Genomic DNA, 19,935 nt, shown 5'->3' with positions numbered 1-19,935 from the left:
ATGTTAACTTTTCGTTAACTTCTATGACATAAACATGGCGGCAAATCCGGAGATCGCCGCGAATGTCCGTCTCGCGTGAATACGCTTTTCGCCTTGTCGCGGCGATGACGCGCCCGCAAAAGCAGGCCGTTCTGCTTTGCATCGATGCAGTCTTGGCGCCTGTGGCCTTGGTGGCCGCTATCATGCTGATTCATGATGCCGACGTTCCCCCCGCATGGCGTGAAGCGCTTCCGGCGTTTCTTCCGGTCGTGGCGATTCTTGCGGGCTTGGTGTCCATGATGACGCGCCTTCACCGCATCCAGTTGAAGGCCATCGAAACGCAAGGCATGACGACGCTGGCCTTTGCAGCGTTTCTGCTGACGGCCAGTTCGGCGATATGTCTGGTCTTCAAAGGCGGCGTATTGCCCCCCACACTGTCGATCATGCTGGGAATTCTGTGGTTTCTGATGTCCGTGGGCACGCGTCTTTCGATGCTGTCGATGTTGCGGCGGGTGCTACGGCAGGGACGGCCGCCGAACCGGGTGCTGATCTATGGTGCGGGCACCACTGGTGTACAATTGGCCGCAGCCTTGCGTCCGCATCCGACCATCGTGCCCGTGGCTTTTGTGGACGACAATCCTGCCCTCCAAACGTTGTCGATCTCCGGCCTTCGCGTCATGGCGCCGGACCGTATTGGAACTTTGGCGCGTCGGCACGATGTCAGCCGGGTGCTGCTGGCGATGCCTTCGGCTTCCCCCGCGCGTCAGGTGCAACTGGCCCGGCGGCTGGAGGATCAGGGCCTGAAGGTCATGACCTTGCCGTCCTTTGCGCAGCTGGTGGGGGAGGAGGCGCTGGTCGACCATCTGGCCCCGGTGACGCCGGGGCGGTTCCTGAACCGGCCGGTCATCGACCCCATACGCCCGGAAGGGGCCGCGACCTACACCGACCGTGTGGTTCTGGTGTCCGGGGCCGGCGGGTCCATCGGGTCGGAACTGTGCCGCCAGCTTCTGACCGCGCGCCCCCGCCGCCTTGTCCTGTTCGAGGTGTCGGAATACGCCCTTTACGCCATCGACCGGGAATTGCGGGACATCGCCCGCGACCTGAAGGTGGAGATCGTGCCGGTTCTGGGCACCGTCACCGACACGCGCCTGACGCAGATGGTGATGCGCCGCTACGGGGTGGAGGTGGTGTTTCACGCCGCCGCCTACAAGCACGTTCCGCTGGTGGAGGCGAACCCCTTGGCCGGTCTGGCCAACAACGTGCTGGGCACCCGCAGCTTTGCCGAAGCGTCCCGCAACGCCGGGGTGGAACGGTTCATCCTGATTTCCACCGACAAGGCGGTGCGTCCGACCAGCGTGATGGGCGCCTCCAAGCGCCTGGCCGAGATGGTGGTGCAGGATCTGGCTGCACGGTCCTCCGGCACCGTGTTCTCCATGGTGCGTTTCGGCAATGTCCTCGGCTCCTCGGGGTCGGTGATCCCGCTGTTCCGCGACCAGATCGCCCGCGGCGGCCCCGTGACCCTGACGCATCCGGACGTGACGCGCTTCTTCATGACCGTCGCCGAGGCTGCGCGTCTGGTGATGCTGGCGGGGGCGTTTTCCGGTCAGGATTGTGGGGGCGAGGTGTTTGTCCTGGACATGGGCCAGCCGATCCGCATCGGCGAACTGGCCCGCCAGATGATCGAGGCGGCGGGCTGCACCCTGCGCGACGCCGGCAACCCGGACGGCGACATCGAGATCGTGGTGACCGGCCTGCGCCCCGGCGAAAAGCTGCATGAGGAGCTTCTGCTCGGCAACGGGCTGTTGGCTACCCCTCATCCCAAGATCCTGCGCGCCCGCGAAACCTGCCTGTCCGAGGCGGAAACCGCGCTGGCCCTGCGCAGTCTGCGCAATCTTCTGGCCGCCGGGGACGAGGCGGCGGTTCTTCCCCTTCTGGCCCGCTGGGTGGAAGGCTTCCAGCCGGAAGGCTCGGTTATTCTGGCCAGCACCGCGTAAGCTCTTTCTCTCCGAAAGGGCATGTCCTATCGATGGTGAACAACAAGAAGACGGACGGTGAAGATGATTGCGAAACAGACTCTGGCTCTTGCGGGCGTGCTCTGCGCCTTGGCTCCGGCCGCGTTCGCGCAGGACACCTGGACGGTGTTCGCCGGGGGATCGACCCATCCCGTGCTGGGACAGCGCCAGATGCTGGGCTTCGGGGACCACGCCGCCGGTGGCGTGGCCTTCGCGCGCAAGACCGACCGCTACGCCCTTGGCCTGACCCTGTCGGCCGAGGATGACGGCGACGGCCTGCGGCTGGACCACAGCTTTGCCGAGGTGCATGCCGGTGACTTCGCCTTTGGCGTAGGCGCGGTGGATCGCAACTGGTCGCCGTCGCGCTTCACCTCCCTGATCCTGTCAACGAACGCCCGTCCCTTCGCCTCGGCTTATGTGCGCAAGGACGGCTTTTCGCGCTTCGACACGCCCCTGCTGTCCTGGCTGGGGCCATGGAGTGGCGAGATCTTCCTAGGCCGAACCCAGGTGGACGGGGAGGACGATGTGAACCTTCTGGGCATGCGATTCCAGCTTCAGCCCGTGGAGGGGCTGGAAATCGATCTGGTGCGCGTGGCGCAATATGGCGCCGGCTCCTCCTCGCTTTCGGACGCGCTGGGGGGCAACTCCAACGAAGGGGCGGGGTCCGACGCGAACCAGCTGGCCGGTCTGGGGCTGTCCTACACCTTGCCCGACAGCGTCGCGCCCCTCCGCCTTTACGCCCAGGCGATCGGGGAGGACGAGGCCGGCGGCCTGCCGTCCTGCTTCATGTATCTGGGCGGGATCGAAGGAAAGGGGCAGGTGCTGGGCGTTCCCACCACCGTCACCCTGGAAGGCGCCACGACCGAGATTTCCGAATCCGGCAACGGCAATTGCGGATCGGGCACCGCCTACAACAATGGCGCCTATCCGGGCGGCTACACGAACCACGGCGATGTCATGGGCCTGCCGCTGGACACGGATTCCCACATGGTGCAGCTGCAGGTCGAACATGCCCTGCCGCAGGTGGCGGTGCACTGGTCGGTGGGCTGGCACGACATCAACGTGACGGGGCGGGACGACCACCGCCTGTCCTCCACCGCCGTGGATGGTGCGGTGGCGCGGGTGGGCGCGACGAAGACGTGGAACGGCCTCAGCGTGACGGGCGATGTCCTTTACCAATCCTACGACCTGGACCGCGCCGACACGGACCGTGGCCTTGGCGTCGCACTGCGCGTGGCACGCACGTTCTGATCGTTGCCCGCGCGCGGTCCCGGCCCTAAGCAGGTGGGATGACACATTGGCATTCCACCTGGCGCTGGCTGCTGCGGCTGCAAAAACGGATCGAGGTCGCGGATCTGTTCATGATCTCGGCCGGGATGTCCTTTTACGGACTTTTGTCGATCTTTCCGGCCGTGGCCATGGTCATCGCGATCTGGGGCTTCGCGGCCGATCCCACCGTCATCCGGGGCCAGCTGGCCGCCACGCAGGATTTCCTGCCGACGGACGCCTTCCGCCTGATCTCCGAACAGGTGGAAGCGCTGCTGGCGGCCAATTCCCGCGATCTGGGATGGGCCACCTTCGTGTCGGTCATGCTGGCGCTGTGGTCATCACGGGCGGGGGTGTCGGCGCTGATTTCCGGCATCAACGCAGTCCATCACCTGCCGCAGCGGGGGGGCGTGATGCACACGGTGCGGTCGCTGATCTTGACCTGCACGCTGGTGGGAATCGTGCTGGCGGCGATGACGCTGGCCGTCGTGATCCCCGTCATCATCCGGTATCTTCCCCTTGGTCCCGTGGCGGGGCTGCTGCTGGAATACCTGAACTTCGCGCTGGGGCTGGCGTTGGTCGTGTTCGGGATCGCGCTGGTCTATCGTCTGGGCCCCAACCGGCCCAAGGGGGAACGACGCCCGATCTTCACCCCGGGCCTGGTGACGGCGGTGGTGCTGTGGGCGCTGGTGTCGCGGGGCTTCGTCTTCTACCTGTCGAACTTCCACAGCTACAACCAGGTCTACGGCTCCATCGGGGCGGTGATCGCGCTTTTGATGTGGATGTACCTGTCGGGCTTCGCGATCCTGCTGGGGGCGGCGGTCGATGCCGATCGCGCCGCCCTTCGCCGGTTGTAGGTCAGTAGTCCCGTTCCCAGAACAGGCCGATGCCGGTGCTGCCTTCGCCGGTGCCGGTCGATCCGCGCACGGTCAGGCTTTTCGACACGTCCAGGTTCAGGCTGATCTCGCTTTGCCCCTGCGCGTCCACCTCCACCTGCGTATAGGCCTTGTCCGAGATGTACTTGCCCGCCCGCACGGACGCGCTGCCCGTGTCGTTGGTGGTCACGTCCAGATCGTCCAGCCCGAAGTTCTGGCGCAGGTTACCCACGATCCCCTCGCCGCCGCGGCCGGCCAGCGTCGCCACCGCATTGGCCAGCTGCGCCGCCTGCAGCGGAGAGATGGAGGAGATGTCGCGCCCGAACAGAAGCTGGGCCAGCACCTCCTCTTGCGGGAGTTCGGGGTTGGAGGTGAACGTCACCTCGGGATCGTTTGCCGCGCCGGTGATGTTGACGAAGCTGGTCACGCCGTTGTTCTCGCTTGACGCCGTGACCTGCAGGATCGGGACGAAATCGCCTTCCAGCGACAGCGTCGCCTCGCTCAGGTTCAGACGGCGGCCGAGGATGTCCAGACGTCCGCGCACCAGTTCGAACGCGCCCACGGGCACGATGTTGGTTGTGGTGCCCGTCAGGCGCAGCTGCCCGCCAAGTTCCGCATCCAAACCCCGCCCGCGGATGAAGATCTGGTTGGGGGCGGCGATGGTCAGGTCCAGCCCCAGGCCGGGGCCACTGGCGCCCGAACCCTCGTCTTCCGGTTCGTCCAGACCCGCGCGGGCGCGGGTGGTGCGGACCGGCGCCGGCTCGTTCACATGCTCCAGCCCCGGAAGGGTGCCGTCGGATCCGAATCCGCCCGAGGGGACCTGCACTTCCGTTTCCTCCAGCGCGATGCGGCCGGTGATGCGGCCGTTTCCGGCCAGGGGGCCGACCAGGCGCACGTTGCCGCCCGCGATGGTGCGGAACAGGGTGGGGTCGCTGAAGACGGCCCGGCTCAGGTTCACGGTCAGGTCGGCGTTGTAGGGCGCGGCAAGGCCGATCGTGCCGTTCGCGGTGATCCGCCCCCCTTCCTCGGGCGCGGCGGAGGCGTCGATGCGCGCCGTGCTGCCGTTCAGGTTGACGGTCGCGTTGATCGCGTTCAGCGCGATGTTGGTGCTGGGGTCGACCAGTTGCACGCCTTGCGTCCGCACGGTGCCGCTGACCGATTCCAGCGCCAGCGGGCCGTTCACGCGCAGATCGAAGCTGACCGGCCCGTTCACGCTGCGGGGCGACAGAAACACGTTGGCCAGCGCCGCCTGCGCCGAGCCGGTCAGCGACAGGTTCGCGCTGCCGAAGCTGGCGGCCACGCTGCCATTGGCGCGGGCGTCGATGCCGCCCGGCCCCTGCGTCGACAGGTTCAGGTCATAGCCGGACGCGCGCTGCGCCACGGTGCCCGACACGGACACCGCCCCGGGGAACTGCGGCACCAACAGGCCAAGGTTGGCCAGACGCGCCGTCAGGTCCAGTTGCTGCCCCCCGTCGATCGGGGTGCCGGTGGCGTTCAGGGTCACCTGCGGGTTCTGCACATTGGCCCGGTCGATCACCACGCGCCCGTTGGTCAGCGTCGCCGCCGCCGAAACGGTGGAATCGCCGCGCAGCAGGCGGTTCGCCTGATCCTGCGCGACGCGGATGTTGCGCGCCGTGCCGTCCACCGTCACCTGCCCGTTCTGCGGGGTGCCGGTGAAGGCCAGCGTGGTGTCGACCGCGCCGCCATATTGCCCGCCGATCACGGACAGGTCCGACAGGTTCAGCCGCGCCGTCACGTCGCTGCCGGCCTGGGCCACCCGCCCTTCGGCGGTCAGGGTCATGGCATTGCCGTTCACCTCGGCCTGACGGATCACGGCCGCGCCGTTTTCCAGCGCCGCGTCCAGCCGGATGGTGGAGGCGCCGCGCAGCAACCCGTCCGCTTCGGCGATGCCGGTGCGGATGTCGGTGCCGTCGGCGTTCAGGCGCAGATTGCCCTGCGTGGTGGTGCCGGTAAAGGCCATCTGCGCCGTGGCGCGGCCTCCGTATTGCGGACCAAGGACGCCAAGGTTTCGGGCCTCCACATTGGCCGTCAGGTCGCTGCCGGTGCTGGAGATCAGGCCTTGCGCGGTGGCCGACAGATCCTGCGCGTTGACCTCAAGTTCCCGGATCCGGGTGCCGGCGGTGTCGCGCAGGGCCGAAAGGTGAAGGGTGGACTGGCCCGCCAGCAGGCCATCGACCTGCGGGATGCCGACGGTCAGGTCCGTACCGGCAATGTCGGCCACGATGTCGAAGCCGCCTTCCAGCACCGTGTAGCGGCCCTGCACGGTCGCATCGGCGGCACCGGACAGTGGACGGTCCGCGATCGCGGCAAAGCGCGACAGGTCGCCCAACTGCGCCTTGGCGTCGCCGGTGATCGTCATGCCGGTGGACAGCCCCTGGATCGTCGCATCGGTCTGCAATCCATAATCCGATCCATCCAGCGTCAGCGAGGGGATCTGAAGCCCATCCTCGCCCTGCGCCCATTCGATCTGCGCGGCCCCCGTCACCTGCGGTCCAAGGGCAGCGTTCAGGCCGGGATCGGCGGCCACCAGTCCGGTGGCGGCCAGATCCAGATCCGCCGTCACCTGCTTCAGGTTGCCGCCGGTGATGCGGCCCGTGCCGGTCAGCACCAGCGTGTCCGCGTCGAAATCGGCCCGGTCCAGACCGGCGATGCGGATGTCGCCGCGCCAATCCTCGGACCGGCTGGCGTCGAACTGCACGTCCAGATCGGCGGACTGCACCCGCGTTTCCTGTTCGGTCGTCAGGGGCAGCAGCACGGGATCGCCGTCGGGGGCGGCGATGCGGCCCTTCAGGTTGATGCGGCTGGGCAGGCCGTCGGCCCCCACCGTCACTGCGCCGTTCAGCTGCAACTGCTGCGCCACCAGCGACAGGGACGGGATGTCCAGAACGCCCGCGTCCCGCGTGCCCTGCACCTGCAGCGCCAGGTTGTCCCCGAAGAATTCGGCATAGTCGGGCAGGAACAGCGGGGCGGCGTTGCCCGACAGGTTCGCGGCGAAGCCCATGGGGCCGGAGGCCGGCGCCTGAAGGGTGACCTGACCGGCCAGCCGCGGCTGGGCGTCCGTCGCCAGCGTGATCTGGGCGGTGTAATCATCGATGGGCGCGGTGCCGTTCACCGTCAGGTCGAGGGAGGGGGCGCCGGGCAGGCCCAGCTTGCGGGTGACAAGACCGTTCGCATCCTCGTGCAGGGTCAGGTCGGTGACCAGTTGGCGGCTTTCATTGGCGAAGCTTGCGTTCAGCCGCAGGTTCAGCGCCGGACCGTCGTCGATGCGCTGGGCGTCGATGGTCACGCCGCCTTCGCCGCCCCCCAGCACCAGCACCCCGTTCAAGGAGGCGACCACGGCTTCGCCCAGCAAAGGCGCGCCCAGTTCCAGCCGTTCCGTCGCGATGCGCCCGATGTTGATCGACACCGGCAGATTGGGAAGCGAGAAGGGCGAGGCTTCGGGCGAAGGCGCGGCTTCCAGCCCTTCGGGGGCCACGGGCGCGCGGGCGACGATGATGTCGGCCGCCGTCAGTTCCGACACCTCCACCCGGCCACGCAGAAGGGCGGACCGGTTCCAGTCCAGCACCACGTCGCGCAGGGTCAGCCAGACGCCTTCGTCATCGGCGATGGTCAGTTCGTCCAGCGTCGCGCGCGAGGACAGCGCGCCCTCGAACCCCACGATGTTCACCTGCCGCCCGGCCGAGGACAGGTTGTCCTCGATGATGCCTTCCAGCCAGCCGCGGTCCGCCTCGCCCCCCTGATCTTGCGCCAGCGCGGTGCAGGGCAGGACGGCGACGAAAAGGATGAATAGCTTGCGCATCAGAATGCCTGCCCTATGCCCACGTAGATCTGCACGCCTTCGCCGGTGTCGCCCGACACGGGCGAGGCCACGTCGAAGCGGATCGGCCCCACGCCGGTGTTGTAGCGCAGGCCAAGGCCCGCGCCCGATTGCTCGCTCATGTCGCTGAAGTCGTTGGCGCCCACCTGGCCCGCGTCGAAGAAGCCGACGACGCCGATGTTCTTTGTCACCATCACCCGCGCTTCCACCGAGGCGGCAAGGAAAGCGGCGCCGCCGATTTTGTAATCGTCGTCACCCGCGATGGGATACACGCCCAGCGACTGGTAGGGCTGACCGCGCACCGTGCCGCCGCCACCGGAATAGAAGAGGTAGTCGCGCGGCGTGTTCAGCAGGTCCGCCCCGAAGACCTGGCCCGCCTGCACGCGTCCCGCGAAGGTCACCTTGCGCGGCGTGCCAAGGCTGTAATAGCCCCGCGCGTCGATCGTGGTGCGGAAGCCGGAATCGGCGTCGCCCGCGCCCGCGAAGGGCTCGGCGCTGGCATTGGCGTAGAAGCCCTCGGTCGCGTCCAGATCGTTGTCGCGCGAATCCCAGACCACGCCCAGCGGCAGGGACAGCGTCTTGAAGGTGTATTCGCCCAGATCGTCCTTCACGTCCGACTGGCGGTAGGTGATGCCAAGGCTGGTGGACAGCTGGTCCGTGATGATCCGGTTGAAGGACAGGCCCAGTTCGAACCCGTCCGAGGTGAAGTCTTCCTCTTCCCGGTGGAAGATTTCCGCGTTCACGCCGGCGGTGGTGTCGGCGTCGGGCGTGGCAGGCCGTTCCAGCGTCACGCCCAGCGAATAGTCCATGCCCGAGTTCTGCGCGCCGATGTTTTCCACTGCCGCGTCCACCCGCAGGTTTTCACCCCCGCCCAGCAGGTTGCGGTGCATCCAGTAGCTGGTCAGCGAGGCCCCTTCCGACGACGAGATCTCAGCCCCGATGCTGTAGCGGCGGGGCAGCTGTTCGACCACCGTGGTCGTGATGGGCAGAAGATCGGGATAGCGTACGTTCCCTTCCGTCATCGTGACCGAGGAAAAGATGCCCGTGCGGCGCAGGCGGTTGGCCGCGGTGTCCAGATCCTCGGGCGAATAGACTTCGCCTTCGGGCAGGCCGGCGATCTTCTCGATCCGGCGCGGGCTCATGCGCTTTTGCCCCTGAACGGTCATGGGTCCGAAGCGCAGGCGCGGGCCGGGATCCAGGCTCAGTTCGGCCAGCAGGGTGTCGCGGCGATGGTCGGCGACGATGTGTTCGCGCGCGATGTCGGCCTTGGCGTGACCCGCTTCGCGCCAGCCTTCGACGCCCGCCTGCGCGGCGTCGGCGATCAGGCCCGATTCGGCCACCTCGCCGGGGCGGAAGCCGTCGGGAAACTCCGTCCCCTCCACATAGGGGGTGACGACGGCGCGGGAAAAGCGGAACTCGGGGCCGGGATCGACAAGGATCCGGATCTCGCGGATGCGGTCGGCCCTGGGGGCGTTCAGAGGGGCGATGCTTGCGGCCTCGCGCCCGTCGATGGTGATGTTGATGACGGGGGAATACCGCCCCACGGCGTACATCGCGCCGATCAGGCGGCCGTAATCGGCCTGCGCCGCGCCGAACAGCTCGTCCGCGCGGTCCGGATCTTCGGCCACCTCGGCGGTAAGGGAGGCGTTGCGCAGCGTCTCCGTCAGATCCCTGTCATTGCCGGCCACCTGGAACACGACCCGGTCCAGCGCCTGGGCGCCCCCCGTGGCCGAAAGTCCCAAAGCGGCGGCCAGCGTCAGCGCGCGAATTCCTGCCACGATCGTCCCCGTTCTTCTTTGATTGGGGTAACTATTGCAGCTTGGGGACAAGTCGACAACGACGCAGAGCCGGGATTGGCAAGAACGGTGCCAATCGTGATAAGGGTGCGGCAAAAGGGACGGGGGAACGTCATGTATATCGGTCTGGATCTGGGCACATCGGGCATCAAGGGCGTGCTGATCGACGACAACCAGCGCGTCGTGGCGGAAGCCACGGCACCGCTGACGGTGCAGCGTCCGCAAGCCGGCTGGTCCGAACAGGACCCCGCCGCCTGGATCGCCGCGACCGAGGCGGTGCTGACGGCGCTGGGCTCGGCAGACCTCTCGGCCGTGCGCGGCATCGGCCTGTCGGGTCAGCAGCATGGCGCCGTGACGCTGGACGAGGGCGACCGCGTGCTGCGCCCCGCGATCCTGTGGAACGACACCCGCGCGCATGTCGAAGCGGCGGCGCTGGACGCCGATCCGCGTTTCCGCGCGATCAGCGGCAACATCGTCTTTCCAGGCTTCACCGCGCCGAAACTGGTCTGGATGGCGAAGCATGAACCCGAATTGCGCGCCAGGGTCGCGAAGGTCCTGCTGCCCAAGGACTACCTGCGCCTGTGGCTGACGGGCGAACATGTGGGCGACATGTCGGATAGCGCCGGCACCTCGTGGCTGGATACTGGTGCGCGGGACTGGTCCGACGCGCTGCTGGGCGCGACCGATCTGGGGCGCGAACACATGCCGCGCCTGGTGGAAGGGTCCGAGGCCTCGGGCACGCTGCGGGCGGAACTGGCGGGGCGCTTCGGTCTGCCGTCGGGTGTGGTGGTGGCGGGCGGGGGTGGCGACAACGCCGCCTCGGCCGTGGGAGTCGGCGTGGTCCGCGCGGGGGAGGCGTTCGTGTCGCTCGGCACCTCGGGCGTGCTGTTCGCGGCGACCGAAGGGTATGCGCCCGATCCCGCGACGGCGGTGCACACCTTCTGCCACGCCTTGCCGAATTCCTGGCACCAGATGGGCGTGATCCTGTCGGCCACCGATTCGCTGAACTGGTATGCGGGCATGGTCGGGCAGGGCGCGGCCGCGCTGGCGCAGGAACTGGGCCCGCTGGAAGCGCCCGGCCGCGCGCTGTTCCTGCCCTATCTGGGCGGGGAGCGGACGCCGCTGAACGACGCGGGCATCCGTGGCGCCTTCCTTGGGCTGGAACATGCGACCGACCGCGCCGCCGGCACCCGTGCGGTGCTGGAGGGCGTGACCTTCGCGCTGCGCGATTGCCGCGACGCGCTGGCCGCCACGGGCACGCGGCTGGACACGCTGCTGGCCGTGGGCGGCGGCACGCGGTCCGACTACTGGCTGTTGGCCATCGCCACCGCGCTGGACGTGCCGGTCAGCCTGCCCGCGGCGGGCGATTTCGGGGGCGCGTTCGGCGCGGCCCGTCTGGCGCTGATGGCGGCGACGGGGGCGGGCACGGATGTGCTGACCCTGCCGCCCGTGGCGCGCGAATTTGCCCCGGTGGAGGCGCTGAAAGGCGCCTTCGACGAAGGCCACGCCCGTTACCGCACGGCGCAGGCGGCGATCCGGGGGCTGTGAGGCCCCCGTCACGGATCAGCGGCGGACGCTGGCCGTGACGTAGTTCACCGACAGGTCGCGGGGCGACAGGCTCCACGACCAGCCGACCGGGTTGAAGACCATCCCCTTGCGGTCCACCGGGTCCAGGCCCGCGCCGCGCAGCAGGGCGAACAGCTCGTCCGGGGTGATGAACTTCTTCCAGTCATGCGTGCCCTTGGGCAGCCAGCGCATGACCCATTCGGCCCCGACGATGGCCATGGCAAAGCTTTTCGCGTTCCGGTTCAGGGTGGAGCAGACCATCAGCCCGCCCGGACGCAGCAGGTCGTGGCAGGCGCGCAGATAGGCCGCCGGATCGGCCACATGCTCCACCACCTCCATGTTCAGGACGACGTCGAACTGCTCACCCGCCTCGGCCAGCGCCTCGGCCGTGGTGTGGCGATAGTCGATGGTCAGGCCCGACTGTTCGGCGTGCAGTTGCGCCACGGGGATGTTGCGCGGGGCGGCGTCCGCACCGACCACCGTCGCCCCCAGCCGCGCCATGGGTTCCGACAGCAGTCCGCCGCCGCAACCGATGTCGAGGATGCGGAGGCCCTCGAAGGGCAGGGCGGCGGTCAGGTCGCGGTCGAACTCCATCGCGATCTGGCCGGTGATGTAGTCCAGCCGGCAGGGGTTCATCTGGTGCAGCGGCTTGAACTTGCCGTTCACGTCCCACCATTCGGCGGCCATCGCTTCGAATTTCGCGACCTCGGCGGCGTCGATCGTGGTGGTCATCGCAAACTCCTGCTTTTTGGCGCGACAGCGCGGGGCTTCCCGCTATATAGGCCGATGATGGATCACAGATCAGGCCAAAAGCGCGCGGGCGGCACCCTTTATCCGCCGATCGAGCCGTTCGATCAGCGGATGATGGAGGTTGGCGACGGCCACCAGATCTATGTGGAACAATCGGGCCATCTGGAAGGCGTGCCGGTTCTGGTCCTGCACGGCGGTCCGGGTGGCGGCTGTTCGCCCACGATGCGGCGCTTCTTCGACCCGTCCCATTACCGCGTGGTGATGTTCGACCAGCGCGGCTGCGGCCGGTCCCGCCCCACGGCCGAGGTGGAGGCCAACACCACCTGGCACCTGATCGAGGACCTCGAGCGCATCCGCGAGCGGCTGGGGATCGAGCGGTTCCTCCTGTTCGGGGGAAGCTGGGGCGCCACACTGGCGCTGATCTATGCCATCACCCATCCCGAACGCGTGCGGGCGCTGGCGCTGCGGGGAGTGTTCCTCGGCTCGCAGGCCGAACTCGACTGGTTCTATGGCGGCGGCGCGGCCCGCTTCTTCCCCGAGATGTGGGAGCGTTTCATCGCCCCCATCCCGGAATGCGAGCGCGGCGACCTGATCGCCGCCTATCACCGCCGCCTGTTTTCCGGCGACCGGACCGAGGAGGCGCGGATGGGCCGGATCTGGGCCAATTGGGAAAACGCCCTCGCCTCCGTCCAGTATGACGGCGTGCCGGGGGAGGCGCCTTCGGAATACGCCCGCACCTTCGCCCGGCTGGAGAACCACTACTTCACCCATCGCTGCTTTCTGGACGGGGACGAATGGATCCTGCGCAACCGCCGCATGATCGAGCATCTGCCCGCCGTCATCGTGCAGGGACGGCTGGACATGATCTGCCCGCCCGTGTCGGCCCGCCGGCTGGCGACGGGGTGGGACGGGGCGCAGTTGCGGATGGTGCCGATGGCGGGCCACGCCCTGTCCGAACCGGGCATCAGCCAGGCGCTGGTGGAAGCGATGGACGCGTTTCGAACCATTTTCCCCTGATGTCACACGGGCGTGACGCTTGCAGCGCCAAAACGCCCTCCTTATATACCGAACCGTAGCCGGGTGGGGCGATCGCCCCGGTCGGCCGCATCTGGGATCGGGGGCCATGCGCCGTGTTCGGGCCTGGACCCCAAAATATCGCCGCAAGTAGAGGTGCATGAATATGGCCAAAGTCATCGGGATCGACCTTGGGACGACCAACAGCTGCGTCGCCATCATGGACGGCGCGCAACCCCGCGTGATCGAGAACTCCGAAGGGGCGCGCACGACGCCCTCCATCGTCGGCTTCACGGACAGCGAGCGCCTTGTGGGCCAGCCCGCCAAGCGTCAGGCCGTGACCAACCCTTCCAACACCGTCTTCGCCGTGAAGCGCCTGATCGGTCGCCGCACGACGGACGCCGAAGTGACCAAGGACAAGAAGCTCGTTCCCTATTCCATCGTGGATGGCGGCAACGGCGACGCCTGGGTCGAAGTCCGGGGCGACAAGTATTCGCCCTCGCAAATCTCCGCCTTCATCCTGCAGAAGATGAAGGAAACCGCGGAATCGTATCTGGGCGAGTCGGTCACGCAGGCCGTCATCACGGTTCCGGCCTATTTCAACGACGCCCAGCGTCAGGCCACCAAGGATGCGGGCAAGATTGCCGGCCTTGAAGTGCTGCGCATCATCAACGAGCCGACGGCGGCCGCGCTGGCCTATGGTCTGGACAAGAAGGACACGAAGACCATCGCCGTGTACGACCTTGGCGGCGGCACCTTCGACATCACGATCCTTGAGATCGACGACGGCCTGTTCGAAGTGAAATCGACCAACGGGGACACGTTCCTGGGCGGCGAAGACTTCGACATGCGGATCGTCCAGTATCTGGCCGACGAGTTCAAGAAAGAGCATGGCGTCGACCTGACCGCCGACAAGATGGCCCTTCAGCGTCTGAAGGAAGCCGCCGAGAAGGCCAAGATCGAGCTGTCGTCCTCGCAGCAGACCGAGATCAACCAGCCGTTCATCTCGATGGACCGCAACACGGGCACGCCGCTGCACATGGTCATGAAGCTGACCCGTGCGAAGTTGGAAAGCCTTGTGAACGACCTGATCAAGAACTCGATCAAGCCGTGCCAGGCGGCGCTGAAGGATGCGGGCCTGTCCGTGTCGGACATTGACGAGGTGGTTCTGGTCGGCGGCATGACCCGCATGCCCAAGGTCATCGAGGAAGTGACGAAGTTCTTCGGGAAAGAGCCCCACAAGGGCGTGAACCCCGATGAGGTCGTGGCCCTCGGCGCCGCCATCCAGGCCGGCGTGCTGCAAGGTGACGTGAAGGACGTGGTCCTGCTGGACGTGACCCCGCTGAGCCTCGGCATCGAAACGCTGGGCGGTGTCTTCACCCGTCTGATCGACCGCAACACCACGATCCCGACCAAGAAGTCGCAAGTCTTCTCCACGGCCGAAGACAACCAGAATGCCGTGACGATCCGCGTCTTCCAGGGCGAGCGTGAGATGGCGGCCGACAACAAGATGCTCGGTCAGTTCAACCTTGAAGACATTCCGCCGGCCCCGCGCGGCATGCCGCAGATCGAGGTGACCTTCGACATCGACGCCAACGGCATCGTGTCGGTTTCGGCCAAAGACAAGGGCACCGGCAAGTCGCAGAACATCACGATCCAGGCGTCGGGCGGTCTGTCCGATGAGGACATCGAGAAGATGGTCAAGGACGCCGAAGCCAATGCCGAGGGTGACAAGGCCCGTCGCGAGCTGGTCGAGGTGAAGAACCAAGGCGAAAGCCTCGTGCATTCGACCAAGAAGTCGATCGCGGATCACGGCGACAAGGTGGACCCGTCCACCGTCGAGGCGATCGAGTTCGCGATCACGGCGCTGGAAGACGCGCTGGCCACGGACGACGCCGGCAAGATCAAGGGCGCGATCCAGAACCTGACCGAGGCGTCCATGCGTCTGGGTGAGGCCATCTACAAGGCCCAGGCGGCCGAGGAAGGTGGCGAGGACGCGCCTCGTGCGGCCGACGATGAAGGCATCGTCGACGCCGACTTCGAGGACCTTGGCGAAAACAAGCGCAAATGATCCTTAGGGATCGGATGTAAGGGAGGGGCGGTCCGGGAACGGGCCGCCTCGCCTCATAGAGGACCCCGAATGGCAAAACGTGACTATTACGATGTGCTTGGCGTCGCCAAGGGCGCTTCGGCCGAGGAGCTGAAGAAGGCCTACCGTATCAAGGCCAAGGAACTGCATCCCGACCGCAACGCCTCCAACCCGGAGGCGGAGGCGCAGTTCAAGGAAGTGAATGAGGCCTATGACGTCCTGAAGGACGCCGACAAGAAGGCGGCCTATGACCGCTTTGGCCATGCGGCCTTCGAAGGCGGCATGGGCGGCGCGCGTCAGGGCGGCGGCTATGGCCAGCAGGGCGATTTCGGATCGGCCTTCTCGGACGTGTTCGAGGATCTGTTCGGTGACTTCATGGGCCGCGGACAGGCCCGCAGCCGCGTGCAGCGCGGGTCGGACCTGCGCTACAACCTCCGCATCTCGCTGGAGGAGGCGTTCCTTGGATCGCAGAAGACGATCGACGTGCCGTCCTCCACCGCCTGCGATGCCTGCCACGGCACCGGCGCCGAAGGCGGGGCGGAGCCTGTGACCTGCCCGACCTGTGCGGGCATGGGCAAGGTACGCGCGCAGCAGGGCTTCTTCACGGTGGAACGCACCTGCCCGACCTGCAACGGTCTGGGCCAGATCATCAAGAACCCCTGCAAGGTCTGTCAGGGCGTCGGCCGGGTGGAAAAGGACCGCTCGCTTTCCGTCAACATCCCCAAAGGGGTGGAAACCGGAACGCGCATCCGTCTGGCGGGCGAAGGGGAGGCCGGTCTTCGCGGCGGACCCTCCGGCGACCTCTACATCTTCATCGAGGTGCGCGAGCACGCGATCTTCCAGCGCGACGGCGTGAACCTGTACTGCCGCGTGCCGGTGTCGGTGGCGACGGCGGCCCTGGGTGGGGAAGTCGAGGTGCCCACGATTGACGGCGGCATGTCCCGCGTGAAGGTGCCGGCGGGCAGCCAGACCGGCAAGCAGATGCGCCTGCGCGCCAAGGGGATGCCCGCGCTGCGTGGTGCCGGGCAGGGTGACATGCTGATCGAACTGGCGGTGGAAACTCCGGTGAACCTGACCGCCCGCCAGAAGGAAATCCTGCGGGAATTCGACACCCTGTCGGCCGACAACAACCCCGAAGGCAAGAGCTTCTTCTCCAAGGTGAAGGGCTTCTGGGACGGGATGAAAAGCTGAGACAAGGGCGCCTTCGGGCGCCCTTAACCTTTTGGTAAGGATGCTGGCGCATCTTCCGGCGCATGAAATCCTTTCACGAAGCCCCGCGCCTGTTCGATGAGGATGAGGCCACGCCCGTGCCGGTCACCGGCAAGCTGCCCTCCTACATCGCCGATCATCGCAAGCGCCTTCGCGCCCGCTTCATGGAAGGGGGGGCCGTGCCCATGCCGGATTACGAGCTGCTGGAACTGCTGCTGTTTCGCGCCATCCCCCGTCAGGACGTGAAACCGCTGGCCCGCCTGCTTCTGGACACGTTCGGCGATCTGAACCGCGTGGTCACCGCCCCGCCGTCCCGTCTGATGATGGTCAAGGGCGTGGGGGAGGCGGTGGTGCAGGACCTGAAGATCCTGGAAGCCGTCGCCCAGCGGATGATGCGCGCGCGGGTGATGCACCGGCCTGTCCTGTCTTCTTGGGACGCGCTGGTCGATTATTGCCACACTGCCATGGCGCACCGGGAAACGGAGCAGTTCCGCGTGCTGTATCTGGACCGCAAGAACGTCCTGATCGCGGACGAGGAGCAGGGCAAGGGCACCGTGGACCACGTTCCTGTCTATCCGCGTGAGGTGATGAAGCGGGCGCTGGAACTCAACGCCTCCGCCATCATCGTGGTGCACAATCATCCTTCGGGGGATCCCACGCCGTCGCAGGCTGACATTTCCATGACGATCCAGATCCAGGATGCGGGGCAGGTGCTGGGCGTGACCCTGCACGACCACCTGATCATCGGGAAAGAGCGGGAACTGTCCTTCCGGTCCGCCGGCTACCTGTGAAAAAGGCGCCCGTCGGGGCGCCTTTCGGGTGTCAGGCCAGACGGCCGTGGCAGTGCTTGAACTTCTCTCCGGACCCGCAGGGGCAGGGGTCGTTCCGCCCGACCTCTCCCCAGACCGACGGGTCGATGTCGTCCGACGGGCCCTGTTCCTGCGTCACCGCCGGCGCTTCCGGCTGCGGATCGGCGGCGGGGGCCTGCTGGATGGTGATGCCGCGTTCCTGCATCATCTGGGCCAGCATCGCCTGACGTTCTTCCTCAGTCAGCGGGCGGATCTGCGACAAGCGCTGGGTCACGTCTTGGCGCAGGGTTTCCAGCATCGTCTCGAACAGCGAGAAGCCTTCGGTCTTGTATTCCGACAGCGGGTCGCGCTGCGCATATCCGCGGAAGCCCACGACCGACCGCAGATGCTCCAGCGTCAGCAGATGTTCGCGCCACTTGGTGTCAATGGCCTGAAGCAGGACCTGCTTTTCGATCATCTTCATCTGTTCGGGGCCGAACTGCGCCAGCTTTTCGGCCATCATCTCGTCCGAGGCGGTGAAGATGCGGTCGCGGATGTCGTTCTGGTCCACGCCCTCCTCGGCCGCCCAAGCGGCGATGGGCAGGTCCAGCGTCAGCTTTTCCTGCACCGCAGCGTGCAGGCCTTCCACGTCCCAGCTGTCGGCATAGGATTTCGGCGGCATGTGCTCGTCCACCAGATCCTCGATCACCTGATGGCGCATGTCCTGTGCGATCTCCGACAGATCCTCGGCGGCCATGATTTCCATACGCTGGCTGAAGATCGCCTTGCGCTGGTCGTTCATCACGTCGTCGAATTTAAGGAGGTTCTTGCGCATGTCGAAGTTGCGGCCTTCGACCTTGGCCTGCGCCTTTTCCAGCGACTTGTTCACCCAAGGGTGCACGATCGCCTCGCCTTCCTTCATGCCCAGCGTGGACAGGACCTTGTCCAGACGCTCGGACCCGAAGATGCGCATCAGGTCGTCTTCCAGGCTGAGGAAGAAGGCGGAACGGCCGGGGTCGCCCTGACGGCCCGAACGGCCGCGCAGCTGGTTGTCGATCCGGCGGGATTCGTGGCGTTCGGTGGCCAGAACGAACAGGCCGCCCGATTCAAGAACGCGGGCCTTTTCCTCGGCATGCTCGGCCTCGATCCGGGCGCGCAGGGTGTCGGGGTCGGCTTCGGGATCGGCGGCCAGCGCTTCCATCACCTTCATGTCCACGTTGCCGCCCAGCTGGATGTCGGTGCCGCGGCCGGCCATGTTGGTGGCGATGGTGACGGCGCCCAGCTTGCCCGCATCGGCGACGATCTGGGCCTCCTGCTCGTGCTGGCGCGCGTTCAGGACGTTGTGGGCGATGCCCTCGGCCGTCAGCATCTGCGACAGCATCTCGGACTTCTCGATCGACGTGGTGCCGACAAGGATGGGCTGCTGCTTGGCGTGCGCCTCCTTGATGGAGGCGACGACGCCGAGGTATTTCTCGCGTGCCGTGCGGAACACCTGGTCGTGCTCGTCGGTGCGGTTCACGCCGCGGTTGGTCGGAACCTCGACCACGCCCAGCTTGTAGATCTCCATGAACTCCTCGGCCTCGGTCACGGCCGTGCCGGTCATGCCCGACAGCTTGTCGTACAGGCGGAAGTAGTTCTGGAACGTCACGGATGCGAGGGTCACGTTCTCCGGCTGGATCTTGACGCCTTCCTTGGCCTCGATGGCCTGATGCAGACCCTCGGACAGGCGGCGACCCTTCATCATGCGGCCGGTGAATTCGTCGATCAGCATCACCTCCTCTTCGCGGACGATGTAGTGCTGGTCCTTCTGATACAGCTTGTGCGCCCGCAGCGCCTGCGTGACGTGGTGCACCAGCGTCGTGCTTTCGGGATCGTAAAGCGACTGGTCCGCTGGCAGAAGGCCGACGCGCTTCAGCTCATCCTCGATGAACTCGTTGCCCTCTTCCGTGAAGGTCACGTTGCGGGTCTTCTCGTCCAGCTTGAAATGCTCGGCCTGAACGGACGGGATCACCTTGTCGACGGCCATGTAGAGGTCGGAACGGTCCTGCGAGGGGCCGGAGATGATCAGCGGCGTCCGCGCCTCGTCGATGAGGATGGAGTCCACCTCGTCGACGATGGCGTAGTTGTGGCCGCGCTGCGCCATGTCCTCGATCGCGTTCTTCATGTTGTCACGAAGATAATCGAAGCCCAGCTCGTTGTTGGTGGCGTAGGTGATGTCGCAACGATAGGCGTGCCGCTTCTCGTCCTCGGGCTGGAAGGGATAGACGACGCCGACGGTCAGGCCCAGCTGGCCGTGGACCTTCGACATCCAGGCGGCGTCCCGCTTGGCCAGATAGTCGTTGACCGTGACGACATGGACGCCCTTGCCCGTCAGCGCGTTCAGATAGGCCGGGAACGTCGACACCAGCGTTTTGCCCTCGCCTGTCTTCATCTCGGCGATGTTGCCCTTGTGCAGGAAGATCCCGCCCATCAGCTGCACGTCATAGGCGCGCAGGCCGATGGCCCGGCGTGCGCCTTCGCGGCAGTTGGCAAAGGCTTCGGGCAGCAGGTCGTCCAGGCTTTCGCCCGCGCTGGCGCGCTGTTGCAGTTCCGCCGTCTTGTCCTTCAGGCCCTGATCGCTCAGCGCCTTAAACTCCGGCTCCAGCGCGTTGATCTGCGCGACCAGCGGGCGGACCGACTTGACGATGCGGTCGTTGGGGCTGCCAAAGACCACCCGGGCGAGGTTTCCGAAACCGAGCATGTTTTCTCCGATA

At 66.6% G+C, this 19,935-nt stretch carries 12 protein-coding genes; 8 read left to right on the top strand and 4 right to left on the bottom strand.

What is annotated here, in order from left to right; translation table 11 throughout:
• The first annotated feature begins 62 nt into the window (after window positions 1-62).
• The 3 genes from ACSHZY_RS02765 (at window position 63) to ACSHZY_RS02755 (ending at window position 4,114) form a co-directional block, all read left to right on the top strand.
• Entirely contained in the window at window positions 63-1,973 is a 1,911-nt protein-coding gene (locus ACSHZY_RS02765) for a polysaccharide biosynthesis protein (protein WP_435165059.1), read from the top strand.
• A 63-nt stretch (window positions 1,974-2,036) separates the two neighbouring features.
• The gene (locus ACSHZY_RS02760; protein ID WP_435165056.1) at window positions 2,037-3,242 is read left to right on the top strand and encodes a capsule assembly Wzi family protein; all 1,206 of its coding nucleotides are present in this window, start codon (window positions 2,037-2,039) and stop codon (window positions 3,240-3,242) included.
• A gap of 38 nt (window positions 3,243-3,280) precedes the next feature.
• On the top strand, window positions 3,281-4,114 hold the full coding sequence (locus ACSHZY_RS02755) for a YihY/virulence factor BrkB family protein (protein WP_435165053.1): 834 nt from the start codon (window positions 3,281-3,283) through the stop codon (window positions 4,112-4,114).
• 1 nt (window position 4,115) lies between these two features.
• Here the strand turns inward: ACSHZY_RS02755 and ACSHZY_RS02750 are convergent, their stop codons facing one another.
• Together ACSHZY_RS02750 and ACSHZY_RS02745 are read right to left on the bottom strand one after the other, a co-directional pair.
• Window positions 4,116-7,952: a translocation/assembly module TamB domain-containing protein gene (locus ACSHZY_RS02750; RefSeq protein ID WP_435165050.1), complete on the bottom strand. Its 3,837-nt coding sequence runs from the start codon at window positions 7,950-7,952 to the stop codon at window positions 4,116-4,118.
• Window positions 7,952-9,748, bottom strand: coding sequence for an autotransporter assembly complex protein TamA (locus ACSHZY_RS02745; RefSeq protein ID WP_435165047.1), 1,797 nt, complete (start codon window positions 9,746-9,748; stop codon window positions 7,952-7,954). Before ACSHZY_RS02745 ends, ACSHZY_RS02750 begins: the two co-directional genes overlap by 1 nt.
• 132 nt (window positions 9,749-9,880) lie before the next feature.
• On the opposite strand from ACSHZY_RS02745, the gene xylB reads away from it, so the two are divergent.
• Window positions 9,881-11,314 (top strand): xylulokinase, encoded by a 1,434-nt coding sequence (gene xylB / locus ACSHZY_RS02740; protein ID WP_435165044.1) that lies wholly within the window; start codon window positions 9,881-9,883, stop codon window positions 11,312-11,314.
• A gap of 15 nt (window positions 11,315-11,329) precedes the next feature.
• On the opposite strand, the gene ubiG is transcribed toward xylB, so the two are convergent.
• Window positions 11,330-12,064, bottom strand: a complete 735-nt coding sequence (gene ubiG / locus ACSHZY_RS02735; RefSeq protein ID WP_435165041.1) for a bifunctional 2-polyprenyl-6-hydroxyphenol methylase/3-demethylubiquinol 3-O-methyltransferase UbiG — start codon at window positions 12,062-12,064, stop codon at window positions 11,330-11,332.
• Between the two features lie 57 nt (window positions 12,065-12,121).
• Here ubiG and pip point away from each other — a divergent pair, with 57 nt between their 5' ends.
• The 4 genes from pip to radC all read left to right on the top strand — a co-directional run bounded on the left by pip (window position 12,122) and on the right by radC (window position 17,185).
• Entirely contained in the window at window positions 12,122-13,099 is a 978-nt protein-coding gene (gene pip, locus ACSHZY_RS02730; protein ID WP_435165038.1) for a prolyl aminopeptidase, read from the top strand.
• 163 nt (window positions 13,100-13,262) lie between these two features.
• Window positions 13,263-15,167, top strand: coding sequence for a molecular chaperone DnaK (gene dnaK, locus ACSHZY_RS02725; RefSeq protein ID WP_435165035.1), 1,905 nt, complete (start codon window positions 13,263-13,265; stop codon window positions 15,165-15,167).
• 69 nt (window positions 15,168-15,236) lie between these two features.
• On the top strand, window positions 15,237-16,376 hold the full coding sequence (gene dnaJ / locus ACSHZY_RS02720) for a molecular chaperone DnaJ (protein WP_435165032.1): 1,140 nt from the start codon (window positions 15,237-15,239) through the stop codon (window positions 16,374-16,376).
• Between the two features lie 62 nt (window positions 16,377-16,438).
• The gene (radC, locus tag ACSHZY_RS02715; RefSeq protein WP_435165029.1) at window positions 16,439-17,185 is read left to right on the top strand and encodes a RadC family protein; all 747 of its coding nucleotides are present in this window, start codon (window positions 16,439-16,441) and stop codon (window positions 17,183-17,185) included.
• A 31-nt stretch (window positions 17,186-17,216) separates the two neighbouring features.
• Here the strand turns inward: radC and secA are convergent, their stop codons facing one another.
• Window positions 17,217-19,922 carry a preprotein translocase subunit SecA gene (gene secA, locus ACSHZY_RS02710; RefSeq protein WP_435165026.1) on the bottom strand — a complete coding sequence of 902 codons (2,706 nt, stop codon included), beginning with the start codon at window positions 19,920-19,922 and terminating at the stop codon, window positions 17,217-17,219.
• Window positions 19,923-19,935 lie beyond the last annotated feature (13 nt).

Origin of the sequence: Falsirhodobacter sp. 1013, from assembly GCF_051195255.1 — a bacterium.
Lineage (GTDB): Bacteria > Pseudomonadota > Alphaproteobacteria > Rhodobacterales > Rhodobacteraceae > Falsirhodobacter.
This window is presented reverse-complemented; position numbering and strand designations above follow the sequence as displayed.